The sequence below is a fragment of the Streptomyces sp. NPDC051921 genome (assembly GCF_040680975.1).
Taxonomy (GTDB): domain Bacteria; phylum Actinomycetota; class Actinomycetes; order Streptomycetales; family Streptomycetaceae; genus Streptomyces.
On record NZ_JBFAXU010000015.1, the window covers coordinates 72597 to 87551 of the forward strand.

Genomic DNA, 14955 nt, shown 5'->3' on the forward strand with positions numbered 1-14955 from the left:
CCGCTGTCCTCTCGGGTGCCGCTGTCCTCTCGGGTGCCGCTGTCCTCTCGGGTGCCGCTGTCCTCTCGGGTGCCGCTGTCCTCTCGGGTGCCGCTGTCCTCTCGGGTGCCGCTGGCCCTTCGGGCGCCTGCCGCCCTCTCGGGCGCCGTCGCGTCACGCGCGGCGGGTGCGCCATTCCGCGGCGAGGATGCCCCAGATCTGCTTGTCGTGGCGCGCGCCGCCGTACGGCCAGGCTTCGCGGCGGACGCCTTCGAGGGTCATGCCGAGGCGCTGGGCGACCGCGGCACTGCGGTCGTTGTCGGCGCGGCAGTGCCATTCCGCACGGTGCAGGCCGCGCTCGACGAGGGCCCAGTCCAGGAGGACGGAGCAGGCCTCGGTGATCAGGCCGTGCCCCTCGCCTGCCGGTTCGAGCCAGCAGCCGAGCTCGCAGGTCCCCCACGAGGCGTCGAAGTCCGTGAACATCACGCCGCCGACCAGCGTCCCGTCCCGCCAGATGCCGTAGAGGCGTCCGCCGTCCGCGGCCTGGCGCTCGCCGTAGCGCACGAGGGTGCCGCGGGCGCCTTCGACGTCGCCGGTGACGAAGGCAGGACCGACCCACGGCCGGATGTGCTCGCGCGCCCGGTCCAGGTGGGCGGCGAACTCCTCGGCGTGCCACGACTCGAGCGGCCGGAGGACGGCGTTGTCCCGCAGCGGGAGGGAGAACATGAGGGCCCCATTCACACAACAAGCGTTATGGCTATTACCGTAGCAGCATGGCACGTACCAAGGGCGATCACGAGGCCCGGCGCCGCGACGTCTCCGAAGCGGTCTGGCGCGTCCTCGCCGCGCACGGCTTCGGCGGCCTCACCATGCGCGCCGTCGCCGCCGAACTCGGCGCCACCACAGGCCTGTTGACCCACTACTTCCCGGCCAAGCGCGATCTGGTCGGCTACGCCCTCGACCTGCTCGACGAACGCACCGCCGCGCGCCCCAGGCGCTCGGCGGGACAGGGCCTCGCCGCCGTGCGCGCCGCGCTGCTCGACATCCTGCCGCTCACCGCCGAGGCCACGGCCGGTAACCGCATCTGGGTCTCCTCCTGGGACACCGCGCTCGCCGACCCGGCGCTGAGCGACGCCTACGCCGACAAGTACGGGCGCAGCCGGGAGCGGCTCGCCGAGCTGATCGCGACCGCGCAGGAGCACGGCGAACTGCCCCCGGGCGACCCCGGACGCCTCGCGGCCGGTGCCCAGTCCTTCGCCCTCGGGCTGGTGGTCCAGGCCCTCTTCAACCCCGCGGCCTTCCCGCCGGAGACCCAGGTCGAGCTCCTCGACGCCTATCTGGACTCACTGGCGGCGTGACGCCTGCCGAAGCGCCTCCCGTCGGGCCTCCTGCCGCGCCTTCCTGGCCAGCGGGAGATAGCGCAGCCGCTCGGGCAGCACGGGCACCACGGCCCGGACGACCCGGGCGAAGCGGCGCAGCCTGCGCTCCTGGGCTTCCGTCCATTCCAGCCCGATGGCCGCACGGGCGTCGGGCGGCATGAGTCCGACGGTGAGGAAGGAACGGGCCCGCAGGAAGGGTCCACGGAGCAACGGCCACAGCACCTTCAGGGCGAGCCGCACGGGCAGCGGGCCCCGGTCCGGGGGCGGAACGGGCTGATCGGTGGCGAGCAGTTCGCGGACCACGACGGTGGCTTCGATCTCCTCCGCGAGCACGCGGCGGTAGTACGGCCAGAACTCCTCGATCGTCTGCGGCATGTCCCGGTCGTGGATGCCGAGCACCCGGCCGACCTGGAGCCACTCGGCGTAGAGCTGCCGGTCCTGGGCCTCCGTGAGGGGGCGGGCGAGATAGCGCAGTCCGTGCCGGTAGACGGGGTAGCCGGTGGCGTGCACCCAGGCGTAGTAGGCGGGGGTGAGGGCGTGGTAGCGGCGGCCGTGGGCGTCGGTGCCCTGGATCTCCTTGTGGAGCGCGCGGAGCCGGCGCCCCTCCTCGGCCGCCGCCGCACCGCCGTAGATCCACAGCTGGAGCGAGCGCAGGGAGCGCTCGCCGCGCCCCCAGGGGTCGCTGCGGAAGACCGAGTGGTCGTCGACGCCGGCGCCGATGGCGGGGTGCGCGACCTGCATGGTGAGCGCGGCGGGCAGCATCAGCAACGCCCGGACGTCCCCGGCGACCGTCCACAGCACCCCGCCGACGGGCGGCGGCGCGGGCTCGTCCCGCCGGGCGGCACGGGTGGCGGGCCGCTCGTGGCCGGTGCCGTGCTCGGCGGCGACGCCGACGGGACCCGTCCCCCGGTCCGGGTGCTGTGGGCCGGCCATGCGATCGCCCTCCCTCACGCGGTCTCCCCCGTCCGTCTCGGTCACGCCGTGTCCCCCGTCGTCTCGGTCACGCGGTCTCCCCCACGCGGCCTCCCCCAGGCATTGTCCCTCGCGCAGCCCGTGCCGGTCCCCCCGGACCCCTCGGTGCGCCCCTGGGCACCAGGCCACCAGGGAGCCGCGAGCACGCCACCTCCGCCGGCACGGCACGGGCCCCCGAGCCCGACGCGGGGCCGCGACGCGCCACAGGCCTGCGAGCCCGCGAGCATGACGCGGGGCCGCCGACGCGCCACAGGGCCGCCGGCAGGACGCGGGGCCGCGCTCCCGCGGGATCGCGCGGGAACGACGCGGGGCCGCGCCTCGGGCGGTGGGCCCGGGGCGCGGCCCCGTACGGGTGTGCGCGGTGCGTCAGGAGCGCTCGGCGCCGACCGGCTCGCCGACGATGCGGCCGGCCAGGGAGCGGGCCCAGGCGTCGACGTCACCGGCGAGCTCGCGCTCCGCGGCCTCGCGCTCGGCGGCGATGCGCTCGTGACCGGCGGCCAGGATGGCCTCGCGCTCGCGCAGACCCTCGGCGCGGGCGGCGGCGATGGCCTGGGAGCCCTCCTCGGTGGCCTGGGAGCGGATGCGGGCGGCGTCGTGGCGGGCCTCGGCGAGCTCGGCCTCGTACTGCTCGCGGATCGCGGTGGCCTCGGCACGCAGGTCGTCGGCGCGCTCGGTGCCGCCGTCGATGGCGTCCTCACGCTGGGCGAGGGTCCGGTTGATCTTCGGCAGGATCCCCTTGGCGAGGATCAGGAAGGTCAGGGCGAAGAGGACGGCACCGAGGATGAGCTCAGCCCAGACCGGGTTCAGCGGGCCCAGGTCGGTGGGGAAGATCTGCGAGTTCTGCGCGAGGGTCATGGGCGGCATCTTACCTGGTCGCAAAACTCGCAATTCAGGCAGTCGGCCGAGAGTTGGCGCGTTCGTGCGAGCGGCGCAAGATTTCTGGCACCCAATGGCTACCGGAAGGTAACCACGTCTGATCTGATGTGCGGCGCCGGTCCAACCCCCCACTCGTATCTGGGAGTTAACAGTGCCGTTCGCAGCCACCCGCCGTATCCCCGGCGCCGCCCTCTCCGTCGCGCTCGCCGCGGCCGCCCTGGGGGCCACCGCGCCCACCGCTTCGGCCGCCGACACCGCGACGACGGTGAGCAGCGCCGCGGGCCCGCAGCTGAAGGTGCTGACGTACAACGTCTTCCTCTTCTCGAAGACGCTCTACCCGAACTGGGGCCAGGACCACCGCGCCGCGGCCATCCCCGCCGCGCCCTTCTTCCAGGGCAACGACGTCGTCGTGCTCCAGGAGGCCTTCGACAACTCCGCGTCCGACGCCCTCAAGGCGAAGGCCGCCGCGCAGTACCCGTACCAGACCCCGGTCGTCGGCCGCTCGAAGTCCGGCTGGGACGCCACCGGCGGCGCCTACTCGACGACCACGCCGGAGGACGGCGGCGTGACGCTGCTCAGCAAGTGGCCGATCCTCCGTAAGGAGCAGTACGTCTACAAGGACGCCTGCGGCGCCGACTGGTACTCGAACAAGGGCTTCGTCTACGCGGCCCTCGACGTCAACGGCACCAAGGTGCACGTGGTCGGCACGCACGCCCAGTCGACCGACCCGGGCTGCTCGGCGGGCGAGGCGGCGCAGATGCGCAGCCGCCAGTTCAAGAACATCGACGCCTTCCTCGACGCCAAGAACATCCCGGCGAACGAGCAGGTGATCGTCACCGGCGACATGAACGTGGACTCGCGCACGCCCGAGTACGCGTCGATGCTCGCCGACGCGGGCCTGGTCGGCGCGGACTCCCGCACCGGGCACCCGTACTCCTTCGACACGGCGCTGAACTCGATCGCCCACGACCGGTACCCGTCCGACCCCCGCGAGGACCTCGACTACGTCCTCTACCGGGCCGGCAACGCGCGCCCGGCGAACTGGACGAACGACGTGATCCCGGAGCAGACCGCGCCCTGGACCGTCTCCAGCTGGGGCACGCGGTACACGTACACGAACCTGTCCGACCACTACCCGGTGACGGGCTACGTGGCCGGCTGATCCGGCCGGACCAGGCGAAGGCGCCGTGGGCTCGCGCGGAGCCCACGGCGCCTTCGCGCGTCCGCGTACGCACGGCGCGGGCTCTCCGCCCTGTCGTCGCACTCCCGCCCGCCCGGCGACGCGGGTGACGACGGGAGCTCGACGGCCGGGCCTAGTACGCCCCCGCGCCGAAGACGCTGTAGGCCCAGTAGGCCACGACGCCGCCCACGCACAGCAGGACCACCCACGAGCCGACGCCCGTGTGGCGTCCCCGGCGCGGGCGGGCCGCCTTCGCCCGGCCCTCGGCCCTGCCCGGCCGCGAAGCCCTGCCCGGCCGGGCGGCCCGGGCCGGCCTGGCCGCCCCTGCCGTCGACGGCGCCGCCTCGGCGGCGGTCTCCGCGAGCAGCCGACGGCAGACAGCCGCGAGCTCGGCCGTTCCCGACGTCAGGTCGACCACGGCCTCCAGGCGGGCGGGCGCGGTCGTGCCCCCGTCCAGGATCCGGCCGGCCCGGACCAGCGCCTGGTCCCTGCCACCGGTCGGCGCCAGGCTGATCCAGCGCCGCACATGGTCACCCCGGATCACCACACCGCCGCCGCGCTCACGGTAGACGGTGTGCTCCCGCCACAGGACCGCGGCCAACTCCGTGGCCGTCTCCCTGAGTTGCGCCTGCATACCCCTCCCCCTGCCGTGCCCCTGATTCGAACAGACGCATGACTCTAGCGTCCGTCGCGCACCTCCCCCCGCCGGGGTGGCCCCGGGGGCGGCTACGCCCCGAAGTCGTACACGGTGACCGGTATCCCCCGCGCCAGGAGCCGCTCGGCTATCAGCGGCTCGACCCGCGACCACTTCCCGCCCGCCAGCCCGCAGCCGATCCGGGGCATGTGCACGGAGGCCCCGAGCTCCAGCGCCCGGTCCGCGAGCCGCACGAGCGCCGCGTCGATCGCCTCGTACCGCACCGGGACCCCGCTGCTCCGCGCCGTCCGTATCCCCCGCTGACCCACCAGATTGGCCACCCAGACGTACGGCTCCACCTGGACGAACTGTGCCGCGCCGAGCCCGAAGTCGTTCCCCGCGCGCTCGCGGTGCCAGCGGCGGAAGGCCGTCTCGGGCCCGGGCCAGCGGCGCGAGACCGCCAGCACGAAGCCCTTGCCCCAACCTCCCAGGTCGTTGCACACATGCGCGATGATCTTGACGCCCTTCCCGCGCGGCGCGGTGGCGTCCCCCCGTACGTACTCGATCCCCGTCATGCCCTCACCGTACGGGCCGCCTGTGACAGCGCCCGGGGCTCCGCCGGGCGCCTACGGCTCCGGCGCCAGGCGCTGCACCGCGACGAGTGCCGCGTCGTCGCCGAGGTGGCCGCCGGCGTACGCCTGCAGGTCGGCCCGCAGCCGGCCGAGCAGGGTCGGCGGGTCGTACCCGACCCAGGCCGTGAGGCGCTCCTCCAGGGGGTAGAAGGCGCGCGAGCCGTCCCGGGCCTCGACCACCCCGTCCGTGTAGAGCAGCAGCACGTCGCCGACGTCGAAGGGGAAGGTCTCCACCGTCACCTCGGGGGTGAGGACGTCCGACAGCCCCAGCGGCGGGCTCGCGTCGGCCGTGTCGAGGGGGATCACCCGCCCCTCCCTGAGGAGCAGCGGCGGCGGGTGCCCGCAGTTCACGAGCCGTACGACCGGCTCGCGATCGGGGACGTCGAGCACCAGCGCGGTGACGAAGGCCTCCTCCGTGCCGTCCACCGTCCCGTCGACACCGGAGCCCGCCTCCGGCCCGCCCCCGCTGTCCTCCGCCGAGCCGACGCCCGCCTCCAGGTGGCCGACCAGTTCCGGCAGGTCCGTTTCCCGGACGGCGGTGACCCGGAAGGCGCCCAGCACGAGTGACGCCTCGCTGATGGCGTCGAGCCCCTTGCCCCGGGCGTCCCCGATGAGCAGTCGGGTGCCGTGCGCCGTGCGGGCCGCCGCATACAGGTCGCCGCCCATCTGCGCCTCCTCCTCGGCCGCCAGGTAGACGGAGGCGATGCGCAGGGAGCCCGAGCGGTGCGGCAGCGGGCGCAGGACGACGCTCTGGGCGGCGTGGGCGATGGAGCGCAGCCGCGTCACCCTGCTCTCGTCACGCTCGCGCAGATAGGCGAAGAAGGTCGCGATGATCGAGATGAGGACCAGCGCGACGATCTGGTACGTGTGGTTGAGGTCGGTCAGACTGGTCCGCGCGACCGCCACCGTCGACTGGGCGAGCACCGCGACCGCGCCCACGAAGGCCGTCATCCGGGGCCCCGCGAACGACGCCGTCACCGCGGGCGCGGCGATGAGGAACGGCCCCAGGTGGACCTCGGGAGGAACCACGACGTCCACCACGGTCACCACCGCGATGAGCGCGAAGGGCGCGGCGAGCAGCAGCCGTCCGCCGCGCCGGGAGAGGCGCGGGACGAAGGCTCGCCTCCGGGGATCCATGAGAAAGGCATACCCCAGCCGACGCGGCGTGTCCTGTTGCCCTGGGCGGGGGCCCACCCGCGCCCCACCTCTTTTACATGGCCGGTGAGACAGCAATACTGTTGAACCATGCGGCAGGCGAGCGACGAGGACCAGGGCGAGGGGCGGGCGGCCGGGCCCACCTACACCGTCGACGAGCTGGCGGCGCGGGCCGGGGTGACCGTGCGGACCGTCCGCTTCTACGGGACGCGGGGCCTGCTGCCGCCGCCCGTGATCGGGCCGCGGCGGGTCGGGCACTACGGGCCCGAGCACCTGTCCCGGCTCGCGCTCATCGAGGAACTCCAGCGGCAGGGCATGACGCTCGCCGCGATCGAACGCTACCTGGAGCAGCTCCCGCCCGACCTCAGCGCCCAGGACCTGGCGGTCCACCGGGCGCTCGTGGCCTCCTGGGCGCCCGAGTCGGCCGAGGAGACCACCCGGCAGGAGCTGGAGCGGCGGGCCGGGCGGCCGCTGGCCGACCGGGACGTCGACCGGCTGGCCGCGATGGGGGTGCTCGACAAGGGGCCCGACCCGGACGTGTTCCGGCTCGACGGCTCCCTGCTGCGGCTCGGTGTGGAGCTGCTCGACGTGCCCATCGAGCACGAGACGATCCTGGCCTCCCGGACCGTGCTCCTGGAGCACGCCCGGGCCGCCGCGCAGGAGCTGGCCCGGCTCTTCCGGGAGCAGGTGTGGAACCCGTACCGGGAGAGCGGCGAGGACCCGGATCACCTGACCGCGATGAAGTCGCTCTCGGCGCACATGCAGCCGATGGTGATCCAGTCCCTCGTCACGGCCTTCCAGCGGTCGCTCAGCGAGGAGCTGAGGACCGCCTTCAGGACCGTTCCGCGGCCCGCTCCCGGTGCCGCTCCGGGAACTACTCCGCGTCCGTGAACACCTCGCCCCGCTCGGCCTTCTCCACCAGGAGGGCGGGCGGGTTGAAGCGCTCGCCGTAGGTGGTCGCCAGCTCGCGGGCGCGCTCGACGAAGGCGGCGACACCGACGCCCGCTCCTGCGGCGCGGCCGTCGTAGCCGTTGATGTACTGCAGGACGCCGCCCGTCCACGCCGGGAATCCGATGCCCAGGATGGATCCGATGTTGGCGTCGGCCACGGACGTGAGCACGCCCTCCTCCAGGAGCCGGACGGTGTCCAGTGCCTCGGCGAAGAGCATCCGCTCCTGCATGTCGCGGAAGGGGATCTCGACCTCGGGCTTGGTGAAGTGCTCGCGCAGGCCCGGCCACAGCTTGCCGCGCCTGCCGTCCTCGCCGTACTCGTAGAAGCCGGCGCCGCCGCTGCGCCCGGGGCGCCCGAACTCGTCGACCATGCGGTCGATGACGAGCTCGCCGGGGTGGGAGACCCAGGTGCCGCCGGCCTCCTCGATCGCCTTCCTCGTCTCGTTGCGGATCTTGCGCGGCAGGGTGAGGGTCAGCTCGTCCATCAGGGAGAGCACCTTCGCCGGGTAGCCGGCCTGGGCCGCTGCCTGCTCGACGGAGGCGGGCTCGGCGCCCTCGCCGACCATGGCGACGCCCTCGTTGATGAAGTGGCCGATGACCCGCGAGGTGAAGAAGCCACGCGAGTCGTTGACGACGATCGGCGTCTTGTTGATCTGCCGGACCAGGTCGAAGGCGCGGGCCAGGGCCTCGTCGCCGGTGCGCTCGCCCTTGATGATCTCGACCAGCGGCATCTTGTCGACGGGCGAGAAGAAGTGCAGGCCGATGAAGTCGGCCCGGCGCTCCACCCCCTCGGCGAGGTCCGTGATCGGCAGGGTGGAGGTGTTGGAGCAGAGCAGCGCGTCGGGCTCGACGACGTGCTGGATCTCCTGGAACACCTTGTGCTTGAGCGAGGTGTCCTCGAAGACCGCCTCGATGACGGCGTCGCAGCCGGCCAGGTCGGCGACGTCACCGGTCGGGGTGATCAGGGCGAGCAGCGCGTCGGCCTTCTCCTGGGTGGTGCGGCCCTTGGCGACGGCCTTGGCGCACAGCTTCTCGGAGTAGCCCTTGCCCTTGGCGGCGGACTCGGCGGTGACGTCCTTGAGGACGACCTCGATGCCGGCGCGGGCGCAGGAGTACGCGATGCCGGCGCCCATCATGCCGGCGCCGAGGACGGCGACCTTGCGGACCTTGCGCGGCTCGATGCCCCGGGGGCGGTTGGCTCCGGAGTTGACGGCCTGGAGGTCGAAGAAGAACGCCTGGATCATGTTCTTCGCGGTCTGGCCGGTGACCAGCTCGGTGAAGTAGCGGCTCTCGATGGTGAGCGCGGTCTCGAAGTCGACCTGGGAGCCTTCGACGGCCGCCGCCATGATGTTGCGCGGGGCGGGGTAGGGGGCGCCGTTGAGCTGCTTGCGCAGGTTGGCGGGGAAGGCCGGCAGGTTGGCGGCGAACCGCGGGTTCGACGGGGTGCCGCCGGGGATCTTGTAACCGGGGACGTCCCAGGGCTGCTGCGACTCGGGGTGCGCGTCGATGAAGGCGCGGGCCTTGGCGAGCATCTCCTCGGGCGTGGCGGCCAGCTCGTGGACGAGGCCGTTCTCGTGGGCGCGCCTCGGGTTGTACTGGGTGCCCTGCAGGAGCACCTTGAGCAGGGCGTCGGTGATGCCCATGAGGCGTACGGTCCGGGCGACGCCGCCGCCGCCCGGAAGCAGGCCCAGCGTGACCTCGGGCAGTCCGATCTTGGAGCCGGGGGCGTCGAGGGCGACGCGGTGGTGCGAGGCGAGCGCGATCTCGTAGCCCCCGCCGAGCGCGGCGCCGTTGATCGCGGCGACGACCGGCTTGCCGAGGGTCTCGATGCGGCGGAGCGCGTTCTTGATCTCGATGGCGGTGTCGAAGATCGCCTGGGCGTCCTCGGGGCCGGCCTTGATCATGTCCTTGAGGTCGCCGCCCGCGAAGAAGGTCTTCTTCGCGGAGGTGTAGACGATGCCGCGGATGGAGTCCTTCTCGGCCACCGCGCGGTCGGCGATCGCGGTGATGGAGGCCCGGAAGGCCTGGTTCATCGTGTTGGCGGACTGGTCGGGGTCGTCCAGGACGAGGGTGACGACGCCGGTCTCGTCCTGCTCCCAGCGGATGGTGGTGCTCTCGCTCATGCTGATGCTTCTCCGTAAGAGGGGTTCGGACCGGGCGGTCAGAAGCGCTCGACGCGCTCGACGATCGTGGCGATGCCCATGCCGCCGCCGACGCAGAGCGTGGCGAGGCCGTAGCGCTTGTCCTGGCGCTCCAGCTCGTCGACGAGGGTGCCGAGGATCATGGCGCCGGTCGCGCCGAGCGGGTGGCCGAGGGCGATGGCGCCACCGTTGACGTTGACCTTGTCGAGGGAGGTGCCCATGTCCTTGACGAAGCGCAGGACGACGGCGGCGAAGGCCTCGTTGATCTCGATCAGGTCGATGTCGTCGATGGTGAGGCCGGCCTTGGCGAGCGCCTTGCGGGCGGCGGGGGCGGGGCCGGTGAGCATGATGGTCGGCTCGGAGCCGGAGACGGCGGCGCCGACGATCCGGGCGCGCGGGGTCAGGCCGTGGCGCTCGCCGACCTCGCGGGAGCCGATGGCGACGAGGGAGGCGCCGTCGACGATGCCGGAGGAGTTGCCGGCGTGGTGGACGTGGTCGATCTGCTCGATCCAGTGGTACTTCTGCAGCGCGACCGCGTCGAAGCCGCCGAGCTCGCCGATGTCGGCGAAGGAGGGCTTGAGCTTGGCGAGGGAGTCGGCGGTGGTGCCGGGGCGCATGTGCTCGTCGTGGTCGAGGACGGTGAGACCGGCCCGGTCCCTGACGGGGACGACGGAGCGGTCGAAGCGCCCGTCCTTCCAGGCCGCGGCGGCGCGCTCCTGGGAGAGGGCGGCGTACTCGTCGACGTCGCGGCGGGTGAAGCCCTCGATGGTGGCGATGAGGTCGGCGCCGATGCCCTGCGGGACGAAGTTGGTCGCGATGTTGGTCATCGGGTCGGCGAACCAGGCGCCGCCGTCGGAGGCCATGGGCACGCGGGACATGGACTCGACGCCGCCGGCGAGGACGAGGTCCTCCCAACCGGAGCGGACCTTGGCGGCGGCGAGGTTGACGGCTTCGAGACCGGAGGCGCAGAAGCGGTTCTCCTGGACGCCGGCGACGGTGTCGGGCAGGCCCGCGGCGATCGCGGCGATCCGGGCGATGTCGGAGCCCTGGTCGCCGACGGGGCCCACGACGCCGAGGACGATGTCGTCGATGGCGGCCGGGTCGAGGCCGGGGAAGCGGGAGCGGATCTCGTGGATGAGGCCGACGACGAGGTCGATCGGCTTGGTGCCGTGCAGGGCTCCGTTGGCCTTGCCGCGGCCGCGCGGGGTGCGGATCGCGTCGTAGACGTAGGCTTCGGTGGTCACGGTGTTGCCTTTCGCATGAGGGTCAGGCGCGAGGGTCGGGCGCGGGAGTCGGGGTCGCGGACCTGGGTCGCGGGGTCGGGCGGGGCGGGGTCAGCCGAGCAGGGAACGGCCGATGATCTCCTTCATGATCTCCGTGGTCCCGCCGTAGATGGTCTGGATACGGCCGTCGGTGAAGGCCCTGGCGACCGGGAATTCGCTCATGTAGCCGTATCCGCCGTGAAGTTGCAGACAGCGGTCGGCGACCCGCTTCTGCAGTTCGGTGGACCACCACTTGGCCATGGAGGCGTGCACGGCGTCGAGCCCGCCCTCGGCGTGCTCCTCGACGCACCGGTCGAGGAAGGTGCGGGTGACGGCGCACTCGGTGGCCATCTCGGCGATCTCGAAGCGGATGTGCTGGAGCCGGGCGAGCGGGCGACCGAAGGCCTCGCGCTCCTTCACGTACGTGGTGGTGAGCTCCAGGAGGTGCTCGGCGCCGGCGATGGCGGCGACGGCGATGGCCAGTCGTTCCTGGGCGAGGTTGGTCATCAGGTGGACGAAGGCCCCGTTGAGCTCGCCGAGCAGGTTCTCCTTGGGGACGCGGACGTCGTGGAAGAAGAGCTCGGCGGTGTCCTGGGACTTCTGGCCGATCTTGTCGAGGTTGCGGCCGCGCTCGAAGCCCGCCGTGCCGCGTTCGACGACCAGGAGGGACAGGCCGTGGGCGCCGCCGTCGGGGGTGGTCTTCGCGACGACGATGACGAGGTCGGCGAGGATGCCGTTGGAGATGAAGGTCTTGGAGCCGTTGAGGATCCAGTGGTCGCCGTGGTCCTCGGCGGTGGTGCGGATCGCCTGGAGGTCGGAGCCCGCGCCGGGTTCGGTCATCGCGATGGCGGTGACGGTCTCGCCGCTGCAGAAGCCCGGCAGCCAGCGCCGCTTCTGCTCGTCGGTGGCGAGCGAGGTGAGGTAGGGGCCGATGATGTCGTTGTGCAGGCCGATGGCGAGGCCGGGAGTACCGGCCCGGGTGAACTCCTCGGCGAGGACGACGCTGTAGCGGAAGTCGGGGTTCCCGCCGCCGCCGTACTCCTCGTCGACGGCGAGGCCGAGCAGGCCCTGCCGGCCGGCGGCCCGCCAGACCTCGCGGGAGACGATGCCGTCCTTCTCCCACTGCGCGTAGTGCGGCAGCACCTCCTTGGCGAGGAAGGTGCGGACCACCTCACGGAAGGCCTCGTGGTCGGCGGTGTAGAGCTGGCGCTTCATGCGGAGGGCTCCTGGGGCTTCGGGGTCAGTGCGGGTACGGCCCAGTCGCAGGCGACCTCGTCGGTGTCGGCGCCGGGCAGGGCGGGGCCGCTGCGGAGGCCGCCCGGAGTGGCGGAGAAGCGGGGCGCGGGCGCGGGCTGGACGAGGCCGGCGTGCTCGACGAAGGTGCCGCGGGCGGCGAGGTGCGGGTGGCCGGGCGCCTCGCGCAGCGAGAGGACGGGTGCCACGCAGGCGTCGCTGCCGGCGAAGACCTCGGTCCACTCGTCCCGCGTACGGGTGCGGAAGCGCTCGGCGACGGCAGTGCGCAGCTCGGGCCAGCGCGCGAGGTCACGGCGGGCGGGGGCGACGTCCTCGATGCCGAGGAGGCGCGTGAACTCGTCGTAGAACTGCTGCTCCAGGGCGCCGACGGCCATGTGGCCGCCGTCGGAGGTCTCGTACGTGCCGTAGAAGGGGCAGCCGCCGTCGAGCAGGTTGACCCCGCGCCGGTCCTGCCAGCCACCGGCGGCGAGCATGCCGTGGATCATGGTGGCGAGGTGGGCGGTGCCGTCCACGATGGCGGCGTCGACGACCTGGCCCTCGCCGTGCTCGCGGGCGTGCTGGAGGGCCGCGAGGACGCCGATGACGAGGTAGAGGGAGCCGCCGGCGTAGTCGCCGACGAGGTTGGCGGGCACGGTGGGCGGGCCGTCCGGGTCGGGGCCGATCATGCCGAGGGTGCCGGTGATCGCGATGTAGCCGATGTCGTGACCGGCGGTGGGGGCGAGGGGGCCCTCCTGGCCCCAGCCGGTCATCCGGCCGTAGACGAGCCGCGGGTTGCGGGCGAGGCAGACCTCGGGGCCGACGCCGAGGCGTTCGGCGACGCCCGGCCGGTAGCCCTCGATCAGGATGTCGGCCCGCGCGACGAGGTCGAGCACGGTGTCCGGGCCGCCGTCGCCCTTGAGGTCGACGAGGACGGAGCGCTTGTTGCGGTTGGTGAGGTCGTAAGCGGGGTCGATGCCGAGCCCCGGGCCGCTGGGCCGGTCGACGCGGACGACGTCGGCGCCGAGGTCGGCGAGGAGCATGGCGGCGAAGGGGCCGGGACCGATGCCCGCGAGCTCGACCACGCGGACGCCGGAGAGCGGGCCGCCGCGGGGCGGGCGGGGTGTCGTCATCGGGCCCCCAGGGGTGCGCGAGATGGGTGTGACAGTGATGATGTAACACCGGAGATGCTAGGAACGTGTTCCACTCCGCACAAGCCCCCGAGCCGAGCAAGCGCTTGGAAATTACCCAGGGGTACCGCCCGGTCCGCTGCCGGGGTGACGTCCGCTAGAGTCCGCCGACGACATGCGCGCCGGGGGACGGCGCGGGCGAAGGCGAGGGGCAGGATGGAGACAGGGGTGGCCGCACGGCCGTACGACGTCGTTCTCTTCGGGGCGACCGGGTTCGTGGGCGAGCTCACCGCGGAGTACCTGGCCGAGCACGCCCCGTCGGGCTGCCGCTGGGCCCTCGCCGGACGCAGCCGGGGCAAGCTGACCGCGCTGCGCGAGCGGCTCGCCGAACGGTGGCCGCGCTGCGCCGATCTGCCGCTGCTCGTGGCGGACTCCACGGACCCCGTCGCGCTGCGCGAACTCGCGGACTCCACGCGGGTGGTGGCCAGCACGGTCGGCCCGTACGTCTGGTACGGGGAGGAGCTGGTCGCGGCCTGCGCGGAGGCCGGCACGGACTACGTGGACCTGACCGGCGAGGCCGAGTTCGTCGACCGGACGTACGTGCGCCACGACGCCCGCGCCCGGGAGACCGGCGCGCGGCTCGTGCACGCCTGCGGCTTCGACTCCGTCCCGCACGACCTGGGCGTCTACTTCACGGTCCAGCAACTGCCGGAGGGGGTGCCGCTCCGCGTGGACGGCTTCGTCCGCGTCGGCGCGATCTTCTCGGGCGGCACCTTCGCGTCGGCGCTGACCGCGTTCGGGCGCGGCCGGGAGATCCTGCGGGCCGCTCACGAACGGCGGCTGCACGAACCGCGGTTGGTGACCCGACGGGCCCGCGCCCCGCTCGGGAGACCGCGCTTCAGCCGCGAGACCGGCACCTGGGCGCTGCCGCTGCCCACCCTCGATCCGCAGGTGGTCGCCCGCTCGGCCCGCGCGCTCGAGCGCTACGGCCCGGACTTCCGCTACCGCCACTACGCCTCGGTCAAGACCCTCCCCATGGCCCTGGGCGGCACGGCAGCGGTCGGCACCGGCGTCCTCGCGGCCCAGATCCCGTCCGTCCGCAGCTGGCTGATGGGCCGTTACGAAGCGGGCCAGGGGCCGAGCGCCGAGCGAAGGGCCCGCAGCTGGTTCTCGGTCCGTTTCGTCGGGGAGGGAGGCGGACGCCGGGTCTTCACCGAGGTGTCGGGCGGCGACCCGGGCTACGACGAGACCGCGAAGATGCTCGCCGAGTCGGCGCTCTGCCTCGCCCTGGACGAGCTGCCGAAGACCTCCGGCCAGGTCACGACGGCGGTCGCGATGGGCGACGCCCTGCTGGACCGGCTGCGCGCGGCCGGCCTGCGTTTCCGCGTGGCGTACGCGGGCTGAGCGGCCCCCGGGGCGATCGCCGGTGCGTCAC

The 14955-nt window shown here is 73.2% G+C and carries 14 protein-coding genes; 4 read left to right on the forward strand and 10 right to left on the reverse strand.

The window, feature by feature from the left end; all coding sequences use genetic code 11:
• Window positions 1-153: 153 nt before the first annotated feature.
• Window positions 154-705, reverse strand: a complete 552-nt coding sequence (locus AB0M16_RS20825) for a GNAT family protein (RefSeq protein WP_365345147.1) — start codon at window positions 703-705, stop codon at window positions 154-156.
• 47 nt (window positions 706-752) lie between these two features.
• On the opposite strand from AB0M16_RS20825, the gene AB0M16_RS20830 reads away from it, so the two are divergent.
• Complete coding sequence (locus AB0M16_RS20830; RefSeq protein WP_365344916.1) at window positions 753-1337, forward strand: TetR/AcrR family transcriptional regulator; 585 nt, start codon at window positions 753-755, stop codon at window positions 1335-1337.
• Here AB0M16_RS20830 and AB0M16_RS20835 read toward each other — a convergent pair.
• Window positions 1323-2291 carry an oxygenase MpaB family protein gene (locus tag AB0M16_RS20835; protein ID WP_365344918.1) on the reverse strand — a complete coding sequence of 323 codons (969 nt, stop codon included), beginning with the start codon at window positions 2289-2291 and terminating at the stop codon, window positions 1323-1325. The genes AB0M16_RS20830 and AB0M16_RS20835 overlap by 15 nt on opposite strands.
• A gap of 405 nt (window positions 2292-2696) precedes the next feature.
• Window positions 2697-3185: a hypothetical protein gene (locus tag AB0M16_RS20840; protein ID WP_365344920.1), complete on the reverse strand. Its 489-nt coding sequence runs from the start codon at window positions 3183-3185 to the stop codon at window positions 2697-2699.
• A gap of 172 nt (window positions 3186-3357) precedes the next feature.
• Between AB0M16_RS20840 and sph the strand changes: the two genes are divergently transcribed.
• Window positions 3358-4368, forward strand: coding sequence for a sphingomyelin phosphodiesterase (sph, locus tag AB0M16_RS20845; protein WP_365344922.1), 1011 nt, complete (start codon window positions 3358-3360; stop codon window positions 4366-4368).
• Window positions 4369-4519: 151 nt separating this feature from the next.
• On the opposite strand, the gene AB0M16_RS20850 is transcribed toward sph, so the two are convergent.
• The 3 genes from AB0M16_RS20850 to AB0M16_RS20860 all read right to left on the reverse strand — a co-directional run bounded on the left by AB0M16_RS20850 (window position 4520) and on the right by AB0M16_RS20860 (window position 6789).
• Window positions 4520-5020 carry a hypothetical protein gene (locus AB0M16_RS20850; RefSeq protein ID WP_365344924.1) on the reverse strand — a complete coding sequence of 167 codons (501 nt, stop codon included), beginning with the start codon at window positions 5018-5020 and terminating at the stop codon, window positions 4520-4522.
• Between the two features lie 92 nt (window positions 5021-5112).
• Window positions 5113-5595, reverse strand: coding sequence for a macro domain-containing protein (locus AB0M16_RS20855; RefSeq protein WP_365344926.1), 483 nt, complete (start codon window positions 5593-5595; stop codon window positions 5113-5115).
• Between the two features lie 51 nt (window positions 5596-5646).
• Window positions 5647-6789, reverse strand: coding sequence for a PP2C family protein-serine/threonine phosphatase (locus AB0M16_RS20860; protein ID WP_365344928.1), 1143 nt, complete (start codon window positions 6787-6789; stop codon window positions 5647-5649).
• Between the two features lie 108 nt (window positions 6790-6897).
• Between AB0M16_RS20860 and AB0M16_RS20865 the strand changes: the two genes are divergently transcribed.
• The gene (locus tag AB0M16_RS20865) at window positions 6898-7698 is read left to right on the forward strand and encodes a MerR family transcriptional regulator (RefSeq protein ID WP_365344930.1); all 801 of its coding nucleotides are present in this window, start codon (window positions 6898-6900) and stop codon (window positions 7696-7698) included.
• Here AB0M16_RS20865 and AB0M16_RS20870 read toward each other — a convergent pair.
• From AB0M16_RS20870 to AB0M16_RS20885, 4 genes are all read right to left on the reverse strand, one after another.
• Window positions 7682-9880 carry a 3-hydroxyacyl-CoA dehydrogenase NAD-binding domain-containing protein gene (locus AB0M16_RS20870; protein ID WP_365344932.1) on the reverse strand — a complete coding sequence of 733 codons (2199 nt, stop codon included), beginning with the start codon at window positions 9878-9880 and terminating at the stop codon, window positions 7682-7684. The genes AB0M16_RS20865 and AB0M16_RS20870 overlap by 17 nt on opposite strands.
• A gap of 38 nt (window positions 9881-9918) precedes the next feature.
• Window positions 9919-11142 (reverse strand): acetyl-CoA C-acetyltransferase, encoded by a 1224-nt coding sequence (locus AB0M16_RS20875; RefSeq protein ID WP_365344934.1) that lies wholly within the window; start codon window positions 11140-11142, stop codon window positions 9919-9921.
• 90 nt (window positions 11143-11232) lie between these two features.
• The gene (locus AB0M16_RS20880) at window positions 11233-12375 is read right to left on the reverse strand and encodes an acyl-CoA dehydrogenase family protein (protein ID WP_365344936.1); all 1143 of its coding nucleotides are present in this window, start codon (window positions 12373-12375) and stop codon (window positions 11233-11235) included.
• Complete coding sequence (locus AB0M16_RS20885; protein WP_365344938.1) at window positions 12372-13523, reverse strand: CaiB/BaiF CoA-transferase family protein; 1152 nt, start codon at window positions 13521-13523, stop codon at window positions 12372-12374. Before AB0M16_RS20885 ends, AB0M16_RS20880 begins: the two co-directional genes overlap by 4 nt.
• Window positions 13524-13736: 213 nt before the next feature.
• On the opposite strand from AB0M16_RS20885, the gene AB0M16_RS20890 reads away from it, so the two are divergent.
• On the forward strand, window positions 13737-14924 hold the full coding sequence (locus tag AB0M16_RS20890) for a saccharopine dehydrogenase NADP-binding domain-containing protein (protein WP_365344940.1): 1188 nt from the start codon (window positions 13737-13739) through the stop codon (window positions 14922-14924).
• Window positions 14925-14955: the final 31 nt, after the last annotated feature.